Source organism: Microcoleus sp. B9-D4 (assembly GCF_036705105.1).
Classification (GTDB): domain Bacteria; phylum Cyanobacteriota; class Cyanobacteriia; order Cyanobacteriales; family Microcoleaceae; genus Microcoleus.
In genome coordinates, this window is sequence record NZ_JAUBTS010000008.1 from 140461 (window position 1) to 156746 (window position 16286).

General features: G+C 44.0%; 15 protein-coding genes and 1 pseudogene. 10 read left to right on the forward strand and 6 right to left on the reverse strand.

Translation table 11 applies throughout. The annotated features are described in order from the left end of the window. Positions 1-105 precede the first annotated feature (105 nt). Positions 106-480 carry an ion channel gene (locus tag QUB24_RS33560; protein WP_445300388.1) on the reverse strand — a complete coding sequence of 125 codons (375 nt, stop codon included), beginning with the start codon at positions 478-480 and terminating at the stop codon, positions 106-108. 15 nt (positions 481-495) lie between these two features. After that, positions 496-723 (reverse strand): annotated as a pseudogene (locus QUB24_RS33565) (hypothetical protein); the annotation flags it as partial. 981 nt (positions 724-1704) lie between these two features. Between QUB24_RS33565 and QUB24_RS07575 the strand changes: the two are divergent. After that, positions 1705-3075 (forward strand): condensation domain-containing protein, encoded by a 1371-nt coding sequence (locus tag QUB24_RS07575; RefSeq protein ID WP_333152064.1) that lies wholly within the window; start codon positions 1705-1707, stop codon positions 3073-3075. Between the two features lie 86 nt (positions 3076-3161). After that, the gene (locus tag QUB24_RS07580) at positions 3162-4271 is read left to right on the forward strand and encodes a glycosyltransferase family 4 protein (RefSeq protein ID WP_333152066.1); all 1110 of its coding nucleotides are present in this window, start codon (positions 3162-3164) and stop codon (positions 4269-4271) included. A gap of 113 nt (positions 4272-4384) precedes the next feature. Here QUB24_RS07580 and QUB24_RS07585 read toward each other — a convergent pair whose 3' ends face one another. Then, complete coding sequence (locus QUB24_RS07585; RefSeq protein ID WP_333152068.1) at positions 4385-5350, reverse strand: glycosyltransferase family 2 protein; 966 nt, start codon at positions 5348-5350, stop codon at positions 4385-4387. Between the two features lie 281 nt (positions 5351-5631). On the opposite strand from QUB24_RS07585, the gene QUB24_RS07590 reads away from it, so the two are divergent. After that, positions 5632-6255, forward strand: coding sequence for a TenA family protein (locus QUB24_RS07590; protein ID WP_333152070.1), 624 nt, complete (start codon positions 5632-5634; stop codon positions 6253-6255). 951 nt (positions 6256-7206) lie between these two features. Here the strand turns inward: QUB24_RS07590 and QUB24_RS07595 are convergent. Then, on the reverse strand, positions 7207-8499 hold the full coding sequence (locus tag QUB24_RS07595) for a pentapeptide repeat-containing protein (RefSeq protein ID WP_333152072.1): 1293 nt from the start codon (positions 8497-8499) through the stop codon (positions 7207-7209). Positions 8500-8618: 119 nt separating this feature from the next. On the opposite strand from QUB24_RS07595, the gene QUB24_RS07600 reads away from it, so the two are divergent. Next, entirely contained in the window at positions 8619-9074 is a 456-nt protein-coding gene (locus tag QUB24_RS07600; RefSeq protein WP_333152074.1) for a retroviral-like aspartic protease family protein, read from the forward strand. 56 nt (positions 9075-9130) lie between these two features. After that, a complete protein-coding gene (locus QUB24_RS07605) occupies positions 9131-9586 on the forward strand; it encodes an aspartyl protease family protein (protein ID WP_333152076.1) in 456 nt (151 codons plus the stop codon). Positions 9587-9999: 413 nt separating this feature from the next. On the opposite strand, the gene QUB24_RS07610 is transcribed toward QUB24_RS07605, so the two are convergent. After that, positions 10000-10512: a DUF1648 domain-containing protein gene (locus tag QUB24_RS07610; RefSeq protein ID WP_333152079.1), complete on the reverse strand. Its 513-nt coding sequence runs from the start codon at positions 10510-10512 to the stop codon at positions 10000-10002. Between the two features lie 175 nt (positions 10513-10687). On the opposite strand from QUB24_RS07610, the gene QUB24_RS07615 reads away from it, so the two are divergent. From QUB24_RS07615 to QUB24_RS07630, 4 genes are all read left to right on the forward strand, one after another. Further along, positions 10688-11914 (forward strand): RNA-guided endonuclease TnpB family protein, encoded by a 1227-nt coding sequence (locus QUB24_RS07615; protein WP_333152081.1) that lies wholly within the window; start codon positions 10688-10690, stop codon positions 11912-11914. Between the two features lie 96 nt (positions 11915-12010). Beyond that, on the forward strand, positions 12011-12571 hold the full coding sequence (gene def, locus QUB24_RS07620; protein WP_333152083.1) for a peptide deformylase: 561 nt from the start codon (positions 12011-12013) through the stop codon (positions 12569-12571). After that, entirely contained in the window at positions 12571-12771 is a 201-nt protein-coding gene (locus QUB24_RS07625) for a hypothetical protein (protein ID WP_199292547.1), read from the forward strand. Before def ends, QUB24_RS07625 begins: the two co-directional genes overlap by 1 nt. A 177-nt stretch (positions 12772-12948) precedes the next feature. Continuing rightward, positions 12949-14286, forward strand: coding sequence for a PrsW family glutamic-type intramembrane protease (locus QUB24_RS07630; protein WP_333152086.1), 1338 nt, complete (start codon positions 12949-12951; stop codon positions 14284-14286). Positions 14287-14322: 36 nt separating this feature from the next. Here QUB24_RS07630 and QUB24_RS33570 read toward each other — a convergent pair whose 3' ends face one another. After that, a complete protein-coding gene (locus tag QUB24_RS33570; protein ID WP_445300390.1) occupies positions 14323-14517 on the reverse strand; it encodes a PEP-CTERM sorting domain-containing protein in 195 nt (64 codons plus the stop codon). A gap of 351 nt (positions 14518-14868) precedes the next feature. Between QUB24_RS33570 and QUB24_RS07635 the strand changes: the two genes are divergently transcribed. Continuing rightward, a complete protein-coding gene (locus QUB24_RS07635; RefSeq protein ID WP_333152088.1) occupies positions 14869-15915 on the forward strand; it encodes a Gfo/Idh/MocA family oxidoreductase in 1047 nt (348 codons plus the stop codon). Positions 15916-16286: the final 371 nt, after the last annotated feature.

Sequence of the window (16286 nt, forward strand, 5' to 3'; positions counted from 1 at the left end):
ACTACACTAATTTTACCTTAAGAATTGTTAAATACTGAAGGCGGTTGAAACCGCTACCTACTTATCCCCATGTCTAAAGCCAGGGGCTTGCGTCTCGTTCTTCGGTCAAGCAGGATTGAACCTTGGCAGTGCAGTAATTTCGGTTGACACTGCTTGAATTGATTGTGTAGCCGCTATTTCTGATCGATCGCTCTCAGCATTCTGACTCACAAAAAATGTAGCCAGCGTTGCTGTCAAATAACCGCATATGGCGATCGCACACAACGCCAGTAAAAAACAAAACACATGCCCTTGGGCTGTTTTCGGAAAGTAATCAGAGCCGATCGTACTCATCAACATTCGCTTCCACCACAGCACAGTGCCATAGTCATTAATGCCAGCACTACCATTAGGAAATTCGCGATAAAACGCATAAATTCCAGCCGCGCCAATTAGACTGACGATCGCTATCACATTACGCAAGAGGAGCAAACCGCGCATAGTGTCAGCCTATAAGGGCTCAAAAGCTAGAGTGGCACTAAGGGCGACGGAACTCACCATATTCACCCAGAGAATCTGCACGGGCAAAATTGGCAAGGTGGTACCAGCCAAGATTCCCACCACTATGGTCATCGCCTCTCCACCGTTGACGGGTCGGATAAGCCCAATGGTTTTCAGCAGGTTGCCATAAACGGTGCATCCTTCTTCTACGGCGGCTTCAATGGAGGCAAAGTTATCATCTGAAGCACTCAATCGATCGGTAAACTCCCAAAAAAAACTAGAGACAATCGCACTACCATCACAACGGAATACGCTTAAAACAGCTTGCGATGATAAGTCTTTCAACTCGGTTGTCACCTCGTCAGCTAGGAGTAGAACCAGCAACTGGTTTATACTTTCAAGGAGTAAGATTCAGGAAAACCCGACCCTTAGCAGGGTTTGATCTTGCCTGTAAATAGAAACGCAACTATCAGGGATCTAAACTTAAAGACGCGCAAGTTTATTCTCACAGATTTAGGCTCGTTGTCACTAGAGAGCGATGGTTACAGCCAGCGCATGGCAATTGAAGAAAGGTTCCGAAATGGTAAAGCTCGATGTTACAATGCGCGAAGCAACTAGCTTAAGGAGAAGCTAACTCATTAAAATCATGTTGTTAATAACCCTCGCCTAAAGTGGTGCTGTATTTAAATGCGCTAAAATTCATAAAATGCCGATATCAAAATATGTATGCCGCCCTCTCAATAACAGACAAAAAAATATCGCATACGGAGTACATGAAGGCGTTGGTTGAGATGGAGACCCCTGGGTCAATGATCTGGCTCAATATTCAGTAGATGTGCAAGAGTTAATGAACCTAACTCCAAATAAACTTTGCTTTTCTCAACAGGGTATACAACCTGCCACCCTTATTTAGTCTAGTTCCTAGGCCTCTTTGTCACACTCCCAGATGAGTCAGTTACAATAGTTCTGACACTTTGGGGTAAAATGGCTGGAATCGTTGATTTTTCCTGAGTTGTGACTTGGCTCAAACCCTAATTATGCCGGTGACAACCAAAAACTGTCCGAAGTATTGAGTGAGTTACACAAATGAAACTGTGAAATCAGGTATCAGAATTAATGAACCTGCGGTTGATGAAGAAACTAACTTACATACAACTCAATTTGGGATAATTGAGCAATTGCATAAATGTAGATAAACTTTGAAATTAGAGAAAATTAAAAAAAATGAAATCTTTCAGCAGAAAACTTGGTTTGGTAGAAATGTGGATGGCGCTAGGCCATGATGTGGGAGGTGGGCTAATTGTAAATCTTGTCTCTCTGGAAGGGATTTTAACACCGGATGTTGTTCAACAAGCTCTTAAATTAGTCCAACAGCGTCATCCCATGCTCCAAGTTTACATTGTTGAGTCTGAGGATGGATTATATTTTCAATCGACAGGCATAACAGAAATTCCCGTACAAGTTATATACAAACAAGATGAAAATGAAGCAATTAAAATTGCTGAAAAAGAACTACATACAAAATTCACACCAGGGAAAAATCCTCTGTGTCGTTTAACTCTTTTGTATTCTCATCAACATCAAAATACCTGTGAAATGATTATTACCTTTCATCATGGAATTGTAGATGGCATATCATGTATGCGCTTTATTGATGATTTGTTATTTTATTATCAGGCAATTAAAGAAGGAGAGAATATATCTCAAGTAGAATCACTAGAATTTCTTGCTCCCATAGAAAATGTACTTACTTATAATATTCCCACTCAACACCCAAGAGAAAATCCTCAACTCGCAAATGAACAACAAACTCTACCACCACAATTAATTATTGAACATCAAGCATCCGCAAATGAACGTTTGACTCGGATGCTACCGCGAATGCTTAGTCAAGAAAAGACTAAGATACTAATTGATAAATGCAAACAAGAAAAAACCACTGTGCATGGTGCTATGTGTGCGGCTATGCTATTTGCTGCTGGCAAATTACTATCAATAGATACACAGGTAAATTTCTCCTATGGTTTACCTGTAGATTTGAGAAAATATTGTGATCCTGAAATCACAGGCCAAAATCTAGGTTGTTTTATATCTGCGCTGGGTTTTAATCAGTTAATTGAGCCAAAGACATCTTTTTGGGATTTAGCTAGAGAATGTAAATCCCGAATACATGATTCTTTAATTAGCGGTGTCCATATAACTAAACTACTACAAGGTAAATTACGTAATCTTGACATGGATACCATCAAGGAACTCGTTATTAAGTCTATAGTGAGTAAAGAAGATACTATGGGAAGAAATAATCTTTTTTCAATTTCCAATAGAGGCAAATTTAAATTTCGACATCAAGCCGATAAGCTAAAGGTTAAGGAATTATACTTTGCTACTCCTCACCATATTAGTGGTGATTGTTTTTGGTTAGGTGTTCTCACGCTAAATGAGCAGTTATTTTGCAACTTTATTTATGTACAGCCTGTAATAAGCGATCGAACAGCACAGTTATTTGCTGATGATGTGATGACAGTCATAGAAAAAGTGTGTATCAATCAAAAAACGACGTTAACAATGTTGTGTGAGTCAGTGACACAAAATTAAATCCTCTTGATTTAGGAAATTTATTTGACAAATATCTAATTTTACTCTACAATATCTATGTCAAAAATTTGGAATAGTCAAATAATATGAACTGGGACAATAACTCAATTGTAATTTATTCCAATTTTCCATTTCATCTAGAAGATTGGTCTCCTCTATCTGTGAATAAAGGTATTGGCGGAAGTGAAGAAGCGATTATTTACTTAAGTCAAGAATTAGTTAAATTAGGCTACCAGGTTACTGTTTTTAATCGCTGCGGTGATATGGAAGGGGAATATAAGGGAGTAGTTTATCAGTCAGTTGAGAAATTCAATACCGAAGATAACTTTAATGTCTTAATCTTTCATCGTGTTTGGACACAACCTATGCGTATGAAAGTGAAAGCTCGAAAAACTGCTGTCTGGATGCACGATAACCCGCAATTATTTCCTCCTGTAGAAGAGTCTCAGCGTTTAGAATTTCTGGCAAGTTTTGACAAAATTTTTATGTTGTCAAATTTTCATAAATCTCTGCTCCCAGACTGGATTCCTGAAGACAAGATTTTTTTAACAACCAATGGGATTAATCTCGAAGATTTCAATTTAACAGGAATTGCTAGAAATCCCAAAAGGCTAATTTCGATTAGTGATTATGCAAGAGGTATTGAAAATTTACTGACTCAATGGGATCAAGTTCTCAAAGAAGTGCCTGATGTTGAATTACATATTTTTTATGGTTGGCAAGGAATTGATGCTTTAATTAATTCACCTTATATTGATAAATTTCCATACTTACCAGATAAAAAGCAAAAACTTTTACAACTTTTCGAGCAAGAAAATGTCTATGAACATGGCAGGATTGGACACAAGGAGTTAGTGGAAGAATTATTCAAATCAGGCATCTGGGTTTATCCTTGTCATACTGCGGCGGAGATTTTCTGTATTAGTGCTTGGAAAGCGCAAGCTGCTGGTTGTGTTCCTGTGGTGACAACTTATGCAGGTTTAGATGACACTGTAAAATCAGGTATCAGAATTAAGGGGCCTGCGGGCGATGAGGAAACTAATAATGCTTTTATTGCAGCAGTGATAGACTTGCTAAAAAATCCTGAGAAACAAGACTCTTTAAGACAGGAAGCATTAGCTCTTAAAGATTCATTTGGATGGGATAGAGTCGCTCAACAATGGCATCAGGAGTTTATATCGGCTGAAATTAAGTAGCAAATAATGAATCAACTACCCGCATTTTGAATGTGGTTCAGGGTTCAGGTGATTAAGCAGACGTACCATACAACCGCTATCTTTAAGCCGTCAAGATAGTAAAAATGTCCTGCTTATTTACCATTTTTTTGACGAAATGGATCGAAACCCGCCACTTCTGCCAGCGTATAAAGTGGCCTGCCCTTCACCTCCTCATAAATCCGCCCTATATACTGGCCCAAAATTCCAATACTCACCAACTGCACCGCACCCAAAAAGAAAACCGCCATCATCACAATTGTCAAACCAGTTAAGGCAGAACTTGGATAGAAAAGCCGCCAATACAAAATCAAAAAAGCCATTAACACAGATATAAATGCAGCAAATAACCCCATATAAATCGAAAGTCTGAGGGGAACTTTTGAAAAAGATACTAAACCGTTCATCGCCAAAGCAAAAGATTTACTGAAGGTATACTTAACATCGCCAGCAAAACGCGGATCACGTTCAAACTTAACCGCCGTTTGTTTAAAACCAATCCAAGCCCGCAGTCCCCGAATGTAACGATTGCGTTCTGGCATGGCGTTGAGGACATCCACGACGCACCTATCCATCAAACAAAAATCTCCGGTATCTATGGGTATATCAACATCAGCAAGATGGCGCAAAATGCGATAATACATATAAGCGGGCAACCGCTTAAACCAACCTTCTTGACGGCGTTGAGTGCGTTGAGCGTAAACAACTTGATAGCCCTGCCTCCACTGTTCTACCATATCTATAATTAGCTCTGGCGGGTCTTGTAAATCGCCGTCCATGATGACTACAACTTGACCTCTAGAAAAGTTTAAACCAGCAGTTACAGCTATTTGATGACCGAAATTGCGGGCAAAGCTGAGGTAACAAATTCGCGAGTCTTTTTCGTGCAATTCTCGCAAAAGTTCGAGAGAGCGATCGCGACTGCCATCATTGATTAAAATTAATTCTACTGGGCCGTCCATTCGAGCCATCACGGCACTAATGCGCCGATACAATTCAGCGAGATTTTCTTCTTCGTTATAGATAGGAATTACCAAGGAATACTTAGGTGTATCGTTCATTGCAGTTTCTGTTTAAAAATCGGCTTTTCAACCGTTAAATCAAAAGTTTCTTTTTCCCCAAACACCCTGGCTACTTCACGAGAGAGGTTCTGCACGTAATTTCGCTCTTTTAGCCAGACAACAGCAGCCCCCAAAATAGCCGCATACCAAAACTTATCTATTTTCTTAAATACGAAAAATAAAAGATACCATAAGACTGACGCACAGCGAAAATATCTGTTATCATAGATGTTTAGTCAGACTATAAAAATTACAATCATAACCCAGAGATTCAAAATTGCATGACCAATTCCAATGATATTTGGCAAGCAAATCAAGACTTAAGCGAAGCTTGTCTGGAACATCCCTTTGTTAGAGGCATTGCTGACGGCAGCCTCCCCCAAAATAGTTTTGCATATTACGTTGCACAAGACGCATTTTTTCTGGGAGCCTTCGCTCGCGCTTATAGTATCGCTGCGGCAAAAGCACCCGACTGGGAGGGGTTTGAAATCCTCCACAATCTCGGTAGTGGCGTTTTAGAAGAACTTCGTTTGCATCAAGGATATGCAGCCAAATGGGGTGTAAACTTGCAAGGGGCAAAACCGGGAATCGCTACCCGCCGCTACACAGATTTTTTATTAGCGACAGCCTGGGGAAACGGTGTGGGTTTGACAGTAGCCGCCATGACTCCTTGCTTGCGGTTGTATGCTTTTTTGGGACAGCAGCTAGCTAAACCTAATATACCGGAACACGCCTTTAGCGACTGGATTTCGACCTATAGCAGCCCAGATTTTGAGATTTTAGCAAAACGGCTGGAAAGTTTGGTCGATCGCTACGCCGAAGCTACGCCGGAAGTAGAAGCAACCTATCACTACGCTATGCTGTGTGAAAGAGACTTTTTTCAGGCAGCTTGGGAAATAGAGTAAATTAAGTTTGGGCAAAAGATATGGAAAACTATCTTAAGCTACCTACACGCAGTAAATTTAACAGTCATGTACAGCAGGAATGTAGCCAATACTGTCATAAGCTGTTGTGCATTTAATTTGTATGTTGAGGGCGGGCTTTCGGGCCCAACCCCTACTCCCCACAAGAGTAAAAATTTATTTTACTATGCAATTTAAATGCGGATTAGCTTAACAGCATATTCCCAACGAGGCTGACTATTCAACACTAAACCGAGCCCCATCGAGAGCAAAACAATGCCGTAAGCTTAGGGATGAACAGATTGCCGAGTACCGAAGTTAATCAGTAACGCTAAAGATCCAAAACCGAAATAGCTGACTGTAATGCTCAGCCTTTTTCGCAAATTCCAGAAATAGCTACCGCCCTAAATACTCGCAACTTGACTAACAGCTTGTAACCACAAATAATGCCCCAAAAAATCCCAAGTATTAATAAGTACCTGCTAATTCTATTTGCATTATAAGAGTAGTCAACCCGCGCATCAGCAAAGGAAACAGGGGATAAAAAGCTACAGAATGGTGCTGATCGTCATCTGCATAGCTGTATCCTAAATTAGCTATTTCGAGCTACCATTTACCGTGCCAGTCCGAAAACAGTTCCCCGCCACTTTTGGGAAGTCAGCCACTTACCAAACCTAGAGGCTGCCGAATCCCATACACGGGCAGTTTCTGGCAGACTAAAGGGGCAATTACCTGCATCCCGATCGCCATTATCGATCGGCTCAGAAACCACATAGCAATTACAAAAATTAACCCGTCCCGCTTTTGGAGCGATCCAGGCGCGGAATTACTTCTAACCCTAAATCAGTATTTGTCATGGCTAAAACAGCGCAAGACTGTTGATTTAAAATTAAAGTATAGTCCGCTGCCGAGCGATCGCCAAATATATACGTAAGTACAGGCGTACTGCTAATTTTAACGTCCGAGTTTATTGGGAATCCCTTCGCAGCCGCCGGGAATAGTCTCTCTCGACTTCGAGCCACACCAAGCGCAGCAGTAATAGCGCTGATCCTCCGACAGCCGCTTGACACCGGTGAAATCAACACGTTCAACCACAGCGCCGGTATGTTCACCCGTTTGATAGTTGGGAAATTCGGTACGGCTGCGGGGGGATGCAGTTTGTGCTGAGCCGTAGAATAATGCGGCCGCTCTCATGTCGGCGCGAGCGAGATTGGCGTCGTACAAGACAGCGCGCGAGAGGTTGGCTTTCACTAAATCGCACTTGCTGAGATTGGCGCGGACGAGGTTGGCTTCGCTCAAATCCGTCCACCGCAAATCGGTGCCAGCCAGGTCAGCACCCGCTAACATGACATTGAGATCGATAACGCGGATACCGTGATCTCTATCTTCAGCGTAGCCGCCGTCGCCGTCAAGGATGGGGCGGCCTAAAAGCCGATCGCGCTTCAGAGGAGTAACCAATCTCGACTGCGACAAAAACCGCAGAATTTTAGCTTTACCTTCAGCATCTACACTGCTCATAATCGCAGCGGTGCGGCCTTCTGCGATCGCCCTTTCCTGCGGCCAGTCTTCCAAAAACCCTTGTTCGTCAAGGGCTAAGTCGGAAACCCCTTGAAAATAAGCATCGATCGTTTGCTGCTGCGTAATTCGATTTTGCTGAATCGTCAAATCTTTCGAGATCACGTACTGCCGCCAAGCCACGTAAACGCCCAAAATCGCGATCAAAATTTGGCCCAAAGCGCCGATCAGCTCGCCGAGAGCGCCGATGGCGTCCCAGTTGATTTGGATGTTGCGGCTTCCCGGTTCAGTATTACTACCGCTGAGCATCAGCAAGCCAACAATCCCAGCTAAAAGCCCGAAGCAGGCGACGATCAGAGTGCGCCAAGTCGGCGGAATTACCTGCGCCCAGATTTTGCCCCAACTCGGCCACATCAACCGCAGCGATACGCCGATCGCACCGACAGCGCCCATTAAGCCCAGCCAAATGTTGTCATTGGCGAGCCCAAAAATCATCGCTGCGATCAACCCCAGCGTCAGCACCGATCCCGACTTCTCAGTAGTCGTTTGTTCCGGCTGCTGTGGCAAAAAAACCTTGCGAGTTGGAGGCGGCGGCACCGGTTTTTCCGGTTCCGCAGTAGCGACGATTGTCCCTGATTCTGGTGCCACAGTAGGGTTCGCACCGTTCTGACTTTCTACAGTCACGTTAGACTCAGGGCGATTGGGTTGAGAAGAGTTGTTTTCTGGTGTCATGCGTTGAGGCAAATTCTAATTTTAGCCGGTCACTAAAACGATTTTAACTAACCAAGCAGGATTCTAGATAATATTACAATATAAATCTCCACCAATTGCAGTCAAAAAGGTAACATAATATGACACTAGTGCTGCCCAATCTGCAAGGCAAACAAATGGGTCAAGTTCTTACAACAATCACCGTAACGAATCGCATCGATCAAGTCCTAGCTGAGCGGGGGTTCATTCCTGCGGGTGAAATTCGTTCATTAACTATCGATAAAGTTTTAGTAGATACCGGAGCCACTCTGCTTGCCTTACCAGCTTCCATTATCAGCCAGTTAGGTTTAAGCCAGCTTGGAGAAACCAATGTAGAAACTGCTGCGGGAATCAGAAAAGGGCGGATTTTTCAAGATATTATGCTGGAAGTTGAAGGGCGACAAGCAGTGTTTGACTGCCTTGAAATGCCCGAAGGAGTTGATGCGATTTTGCTAGGCGTGATTCCGATGGAAAGGCTAGGCTTAGAACCAGATTTAAAAAATCAACGGCTGCGAGTATTGCCGATGAATGAAGAACAAACATATCTGATGCTTTAATTTATCCGCGTTCAAGACTTGTCAATTAATTTAAAATTTTAAAATAGGTAAATAATATGACACTCGTACTCCCCAATCTGCAAGGCAAACAAAAGGGTCAAGTTATTACAACAATCGCCGTCACGAATCGCATCGATCTAGTTATGGCTGAACGGGGATTCATTTCTGCTGAGGAAGTTCGCTCTGTGACGATCGATAACGTTATTGTCGATACCGGAGCGACACTGCTTTCCCTGCCAGCTCCCGTTATTAGCCAACTCGGTTTAAAACAAGTAGGAGAAAGAGATGTAGAAACATCGGCTGGCATCACAAAAAGTCGAATTTTTGCAGGTGCTCAAATTATTATAGAAGGGAGAGAAGGGAGATTTGATTGTTTAGAGTTACCAGAAGGCGTTTCCGCTGTTTTGTTGGGCGTGATTCCTATGGAAGAACTAGGATTAGAACCAGATTTGAAAAATCAACGGCTGCGAGTATTGCCGATGAACAATCAGCAAACATATCTGATGGGTTAGTCGATCGGCGTTTACCGTAGCACAAACCTCTCGCCTGTGATTCCTCTCATGTCCCGTCAATCGATTTGAGATTTTAGATTTTAGATTTTAGATTACAGAATTGAAGCATTGACTTGCGCGAGATAAATACGTTCGGCAAGTTTCATCGGATACAGGTTTTTTATTTCTGGATCCTGAGTCTGCTTTCGGAATGAATCCGGGGGCTTATATCCTGGATGCTTGATTGTCAATTAGCTGCCCTCAAAAATGTTTGTAATGAGGACTTTAGTCCTCAAAGTTATATGACGAGTTTAGTCCTGACTACAAACTAATTTTATTTCTTTGGTAGTCAGGACATAATATCATCGGGGCTTGATTTTTATTAATACAAATAAACTGGGTATTGGGGTAGATGTAAGTTTTTGGCGCTACATCTAGCGAGCAGAATAAGCCTTGAGCAAATACACGCCAACCGTCCCAAACATCAAAACAACTAACCCTAAAAGCAACTCCATACTAAACCTTTGAGCATTGCCCAAAGCGACAAGAATTTGCTGCCGCACCACAAACGCCAACAGCCAGCAAATCTCCGCCTTCAGCCAAACCAAAAGGCCTCGCCCCAACAGATATTGCCGGTGAGCGTTCTCAGAAGTAATCCGTACCGGATAATTAAAAGTATGCGGATAGCGCGATACCGCAGTTAAAACCCCAAAAATAATCGCAGCCACCGCCGGCAAGATCCAAATCGTCACCTTGTCGCCCCAAGCATCAGCCAGCCCCCCCAAGCCGAAATGAATGGGAATTCGATCGGGCAAAACGGCCCAAAACTTGACGATGAGCAACACAGCCAGCAAAATCGCGATCGCAGCTAAAAGCTCTACCGCCACTAAAACGGGCGAAAGCCCCAGAGAAATAACCGGCCGTTGGTTTGGTGCGTTTCCAGTCATGGCTACTTAACTAACAAGCGGGAAGTCCCGCACTCTAATGGTAGTCCGTTGAGTGCCGGGATGAAAGCGTACAGAACAAGTGGGTTCGATGCCCACTTGTTCGCTTTGCGATCTTTGCAGATCGGCAAAACCTTTGATATAATATTTACTATTAATAGCAATTAGCAGTAAGTAAATGCTACGCAAAGTTGTCAAAGTTCGTTTATACCCTACCGCTCGGCAGTCCCAGCATCTGGCACAGAGTTTTGGTTGCGCTCGTTGGTGGTGGAATTACGCGCTTAATAAGTCCATTGAAGTCTATCAAGAGACTGGCAAAGGGCTTGGACAATCTGCATTAAATGCTTTACTGCCAGCGCTAAAAAAGGAATATGAATGGTTAAGTGACTGCTACAGTCAAGTGCTACAGGCGGCCACGCTTAATCTCACGACTGCCTATAAAAACTTTTTTGACAAAAGAGCTCAGTTTCCTAAGTTCAAGTCAAAAAAGCATAAGCAGTCGATTCAATACCCCCAAAATGTTCAAGTCGTTTCTGACTCTGAACTCAAGTTCCCTAAACTTGGAGTAGTCAAAGCAAAATTACATAGACCGATTGACGGAAAAATCAAAACTGTCACAGTTAGCCAAAACCCTTCAGGTAAATACTTTGCTGCAATTTTATTTGAGATTGAAGGTGAAAAGCGAGAAATTTATACCTCTGGGAAAATCGTTGGGATTGACTTAGGATTAAAACACTTTGCGATCGTTGCCGACGGCACTAAGATTTCTAAGTTTGAGACTCCTCAACATTTTGTAAAATATCAACAAAATCTCAAGCGTAAGCAGCAAAAGTTAGCGCGTAAAAAGGATGGTAGTAATTCTCGCAAAAAAGCTAAAAAATCAGTTGCTAAGGTACACGAACGGGTAGCCAATAGTCGGCAGGATTTTCTGCATAAACTCAGCGCAAAGCTGGTCAACAAAAACCAAGTTGTCATAGTAGAAAATCTTCATGTTAAAGGCATGGTTCGTAATCATTGCTTAGCTAAAGCTATTTCTGATGCTGGCTGGGGAATGTTTGTCAATTTCCTGAGCTACAAATTAGACCGCAAAGGCGGTAAGTTAGTAGAAATTGATCGATGGTTCCCTAGCTCCAAAACCTGTTCAGTTTGTTTGCATCAAGTCTCGGAAATGTCTCTAGATGTGCGCGAGTGGACTTGCTCTCACTGTGGCACTCATCACGACAGAGATGGCAATGCTGCAACAAATATCAGGAATGAAGGTATCAGAATGCTAAAGACGGATGGAACGGCCGTCTCTGCTGTTGGAGGGAAGGTAAGTCCAAAGGTGGGGCGTAAGTCCAATCTGAGGCACTCCCCTACGAAGACAGAAGCCCACGCTGTATGCGATAGCATCAGCGCTGGGTAGTTCACAATTAGATTAATATTGGAAATAATAGTATTGGTTCCAATTCCATCCCCCAACAGCTTTCGTTGGGGGTTTCCAAACATCCCGCGAGGTTCTATGACGGCTCAGGTCTTGATTGAAAAGAAAAAGTTAGAAAAACCGCCCCTAACAATACACACATTAGGCGATCGCGTCCTGCGGCAGCCAGCTAAGCGCGTCAAAAGCGTCGATGCAGAAATTCGGCAGCTAGTCCGAGAAATGCTGCAAACCATGTACAGTGCGGATGGCATCGGTTTGGCTGCCCCCCAAGTCGGAGTCCACAAACAAGTAATCGTGCTCGACTGCGACCCGGAAAACCCCGCCACACCCCCAATGGTTTTGATCAACCCCACCATCAAAAGTAGCAGCAGCGATGTCTGCATCTTGCAAGAAGGGTGTTTGAGTATTCCAGGAGTTTATTTAGAAGTCAAACGCCCAGAAGTCATTGAAGTCTCCTACCGCGACGAATACGGCCGCCCACAAACCCTGATAGCAACAGACTTACTGTCGAGGGCAATTCAGCACGAAATGGATCACCTCAACGGAGTGCTGTTTGTAGACAGAGTAGAAAACAAGCTCGCACTGAATGAAGCATTAGTCAAGCAGAAATTTTCGCCAAAGGCAGTAAAATCAGTATGATGGCAGGAACTCCGAAAAGTGGTTTACTCTTAGCTCTTTCGTGCATCACTGCGATCGCGGCAGTCGGCTCCATCTTTGAGCTGTCATCGGGAGAAGCTCAACTTGGCAATTTAGTCACGGGCATCATCCTCGCCCTGAGCGTACCGCTAACTGGCATATTTTTCTATGCAGCCGTTCAGGATGCCAGGGCAAATCTATAAGCAGAGTTATTAGTCATTAGTCATTAGTCAGCAGTTATGAGTAATTAGTAATTAGTAATTAGTCAGCAGCTAACAACCAATAACTGTGGAATAAAGACTGCTCAAAAATAACATCAGCTAACAGCTCGCGAGCTCATGATTAATGACTAATGACTGATGACTAATGACTCATAACTCATGACTAATGAAATCGGATTTCTGCGACAAGTGCCAGCCAAAGACGCTGTGGGAACCCCAGTATCCAAGTACCAACTTTCTGAAGATGGGGAATTGGTCCTCGGACGCGATCGCAATTGTCAAATAGCTTTAGAGTCGATCGCCCACGGCATGGTTTCCCGTCGCCACGCCCTGATCCGTCCCCTAACTCAGGGTACTTTGACGAGATGGGAAATTTGCGACCTCAACAGCGCTAACGGAACTTATATCAACGGAAAAAAGCTCTCAGGCTGCCAAACTTTAGAAACAGGCGATCGCATCAGTCTCGGCCTTGACGGCCCTGAATTTATATTTGAATCTCCCGTAACCCCTTACCAGAATCAACCCGGATTAAGAGCACCACAAACGGGCAATTTTGCTGGTAGCGAAAAAGACGCTCTCACTTTAACTCAATTATTCCCGATCGCCTCCACGGGCAAACAATTAAGCCAAAAAGCTTACTTATATCCAGGTATTGCCACAGTTATTGTTGTCGTATCGATGTTTGTCGCCGTTGGAAATTCTGCAGCATTCAACTTGCTGCTGTCAGCTTACCTCGCCGGTGCGGCTTACTACTTTATCTATCAACTATGCGGCAAACACAAGCCTTGGTGGGTCTTGCTTGGTTCGGCTTTAGCTACAGTCCTGATTGTGATCAGCCCCTTATTAATTGGATTTATATTAGTATTTAGAGAAATTTTGCCCGGTCGCCTGCCAACCGAAGGCGAAACAATCAGTTTTTTGCCTTTTTTGACCAGAATGTTTTTCGGGGCGGGTCTGATGGAAGAATTGCTGAAAGCCCTGCCCGTTTTGGGAGCGATGTTGCTGGGAAATTGGCTGCGAAATCCGTGGCGCGATCGAATCGGCGTGTGGGAACCTTTAGACGGAATTCTGTTAGGAAGTGCCTCAGCAGTCGGGTTTACACTGTTAGAAACTCTGGGACAGTACGTTCCCAATGTCATCCAAAATGTCACCCTGCAAGCAGGGCCCGACGCCGGACAATTAGTAGGATTGCAGTTGCTAATTCCCCGCATTTTGGGTTCCGCCGCCGGACACATGGCTTACAGTGGCTATTTGGGATATTTTATCGGTTTGAGCGCCCTCAAACCCAGGAAGCGCTGGCAAATTTTGGGCGTAGGCTATTTCAGTGCTTCGGCACTTCACGCTTTGTGGAATGCGTCGGGAGCAGCCAGCGTACTTTTGCTGGCGTTGGTGGGAGTTTTGTCCTATGCGTTTTTGGTAGCTGCGATTTTGAAAGCCAGAGCTCTGTCTCCGAATCGAGAGAAAAATTTTGCAACTCGAATATTTTCTGAAAAATGACTTCTGACTGGTTAATTGTTGAGGTGCGATCGCACTTCAAACTGCCATTTTTTTCTTGTGTTTTAACCAGGTTAAACCTGCCAATGCTAAAGCTGTGCCCCCAACGGCGAGAGGTTCGGGAACTGGTTCGGGTTCGGTATCGACTAGGGTGTAAATTTTTTTGAAGTCAAAGATTGCCGAATGTAAATAACCGAAGTAATACGGATGCGTCCTCTGTTGTATTTGTATAATTTATGGCTTTAACTATTACTTTTGAACAGAAATCAGAAAAATGTTTGATCGTAATCGCCAAATATTCCGACAGGTTTGTGTTGTTGCGATGCTGCGGACGATCGTCCCGGTGCTTATACATACTTAATAAATTTTGTCAATACGCAGTTTCCAAAAACTTTACGCCAGTATTCTGCCCTTGTGTATAAGTAGCTTCTGCTTAATTGCCCGATGGGATAATCGCAACTGAACTTAGAAATTCTTCACAAATAGTTTGACTGTGGTACTATCTGGATGGCTGTGAGTAGCTGAGGGAAGCCAAGGGGCTTGATTCCTGTGGTGGTGGAGGAGAATCCAGGAGTGCTAGATAGGATGTCATTGGGATACGCAAACGTTTTCGCCCAGCGAAGTCAACCTGAACCCCTCCGCATTGGGGTGATTGGGGTTGGCAATATGGGCCAGCATCACACGCGAGTTCTGAGCTTGCTAAAAGATATCGAGCTCGTGGGTGTTGCAGACATAAATGTAGAGCGGGGAATAGATGTAGCAAGCAAATACCGGGTTCGCTTCTTTGAAGACTACCGAGATTTGCTCGCCCACGTAGATGCAGTTTGCGTCGCCGTTCCAACTCGCCTGCATCACCCTGTGGGGATGTCTTGTCTCCAAGCGGGTGTTCACGTTTTAATTGAAAAGCCGATCGCGGCTAGCATTGCCGAAGCCGAATCTTTGGTCAACGCGGCTGCTGAGGCCCACCGGATTTTACAAGTGGGTCACATCGAGCGCTTCAATCCAGCTTTTCAGGAACTCGGCAAAGTGCTGAAAACTGAAGAGTTACTGGCATTGGAAGCTCACCGGATGAGTCCCTATTCCCAGCGGGCTAACGACGTATCGGTAGTTTTGGATTTAATGATCCATGACATCGACTTGCTCCTGGAATTGGCAGATTCCCAAGTGGTGAAGCTGACCGCCAGCGGCAGCAGGGCCTCAGATTCAGGTTATTTAGACTACGTGACAGCGACGCTGAACTTTGCTAACGGCATTGTCGCCACCCTGACTGCCAGTAAGGTGACACACCGCAAACTCCGTTCAATCGTGGCTCACTGCAAGAATTCTCTGACAGAGGCAGATTTTCTCAACAACGAAATCTTGATTCACCGGCAAACAACCGCCAATTACGTGACGGATTACGGTCAGGTGCTTTACCGTCAAGATGGGTTGATCGAGAAAGTTTACACCAGCAATATTGAACCGCTCCACGCAGAATTGGAGCATTTTATTAATTGCGTGCGGGGTGGAAATCAGCCTTCTGTGGGAGGAGAACAAGCTCTCAAAGCTCTGCGGCTTGCGAGTTCGATCGAGCAAATGGCTCTCGACGGTCAAGCTTGGTATCCGAAAGAGCTAGAGCAATTGCTAGGATGATATTTTCCTAGACTTTTAGGTAATACTCATGACAATTGGTGTAGACTGAAGTAGCCTGCATAAAACCATCAGTAATGATGACTTGGACTTTCTCTCACTTCTCTCAAGCTTTGGCTTGAGAGCATCTCTGTAATCCTTGCGGTTCGAGGTTGGTCAAAACCAGTGAAGAATACACCTCCTTGATTTGTGCAAAATACGGTTAGAGCCATAAAAGTTAGGTGGCTCTAAAATTTTAAAATGCCCCAACTGTGGTTAGAAAACACCCAGTTTGAGTAGCGCTTTAGGGATTTTCCTTAAAGCTTTGTGGGATACCACCATGCTCTGGGACCTGTCTGATGAGTGTGCTATATTCGGATTCTCTGAAGTTGTCA

Coding starts and splice junctions, on each gene's coding strand:
- QUB24_RS07580 (WP_333152066.1), top strand. CDS start 3,162: ATGAACTGGGACAATAACTCAATTGTAATTTATTCCAATTTTCCATTT.
- QUB24_RS07600 (WP_333152074.1), top strand. CDS start 8,619: ATGACACTAGTGCTGCCCAATCTGCAAGGCAAACAAATGGGTCAAGTT.
- QUB24_RS07635 (WP_333152088.1), top strand. CDS start 14,869: ATGTCATTGGGATACGCAAACGTTTTCGCCCAGCGAAGTCAACCTGAA.
- QUB24_RS07585 (WP_333152068.1), bottom strand. CDS start 5,350: ATGAACGATACACCTAAGTATTCCTTGGTAATTCCTATCTATAACGAA.
- QUB24_RS07605 (WP_333152076.1), top strand. CDS start 9,131: ATGACACTCGTACTCCCCAATCTGCAAGGCAAACAAAAGGGTCAAGTT.
- QUB24_RS07625 (WP_199292547.1), top strand. CDS start 12,571: ATGGCAGGAACTCCGAAAAGTGGTTTACTCTTAGCTCTTTCGTGCATC.
- QUB24_RS07615 (WP_333152081.1), top strand. CDS start 10,688: ATGCTACGCAAAGTTGTCAAAGTTCGTTTATACCCTACCGCTCGGCAG.
- def (WP_333152083.1), top strand. CDS start 12,011: ATGACGGCTCAGGTCTTGATTGAAAAGAAAAAGTTAGAAAAACCGCCC.
- QUB24_RS07630 (WP_333152086.1), top strand. CDS start 12,949: ATGACTAATGAAATCGGATTTCTGCGACAAGTGCCAGCCAAAGACGCT.
- QUB24_RS07595 (WP_333152072.1), bottom strand. CDS start 8,499: ATGACACCAGAAAACAACTCTTCTCAACCCAATCGCCCTGAGTCTAAC.
- QUB24_RS07590 (WP_333152070.1), top strand. CDS start 5,632: ATGACCAATTCCAATGATATTTGGCAAGCAAATCAAGACTTAAGCGAA.
- QUB24_RS07610 (WP_333152079.1), bottom strand. CDS start 10,512: ATGACTGGAAACGCACCAAACCAACGGCCGGTTATTTCTCTGGGGCTT.
- QUB24_RS07575 (WP_333152064.1), top strand. CDS start 1,705: ATGAAATCTTTCAGCAGAAAACTTGGTTTGGTAGAAATGTGGATGGCG.
- QUB24_RS33560 (WP_445300388.1), bottom strand. CDS start 480: ATGCGCGGTTTGCTCCTCTTGCGTAATGTGATAGCGATCGTCAGTCTA.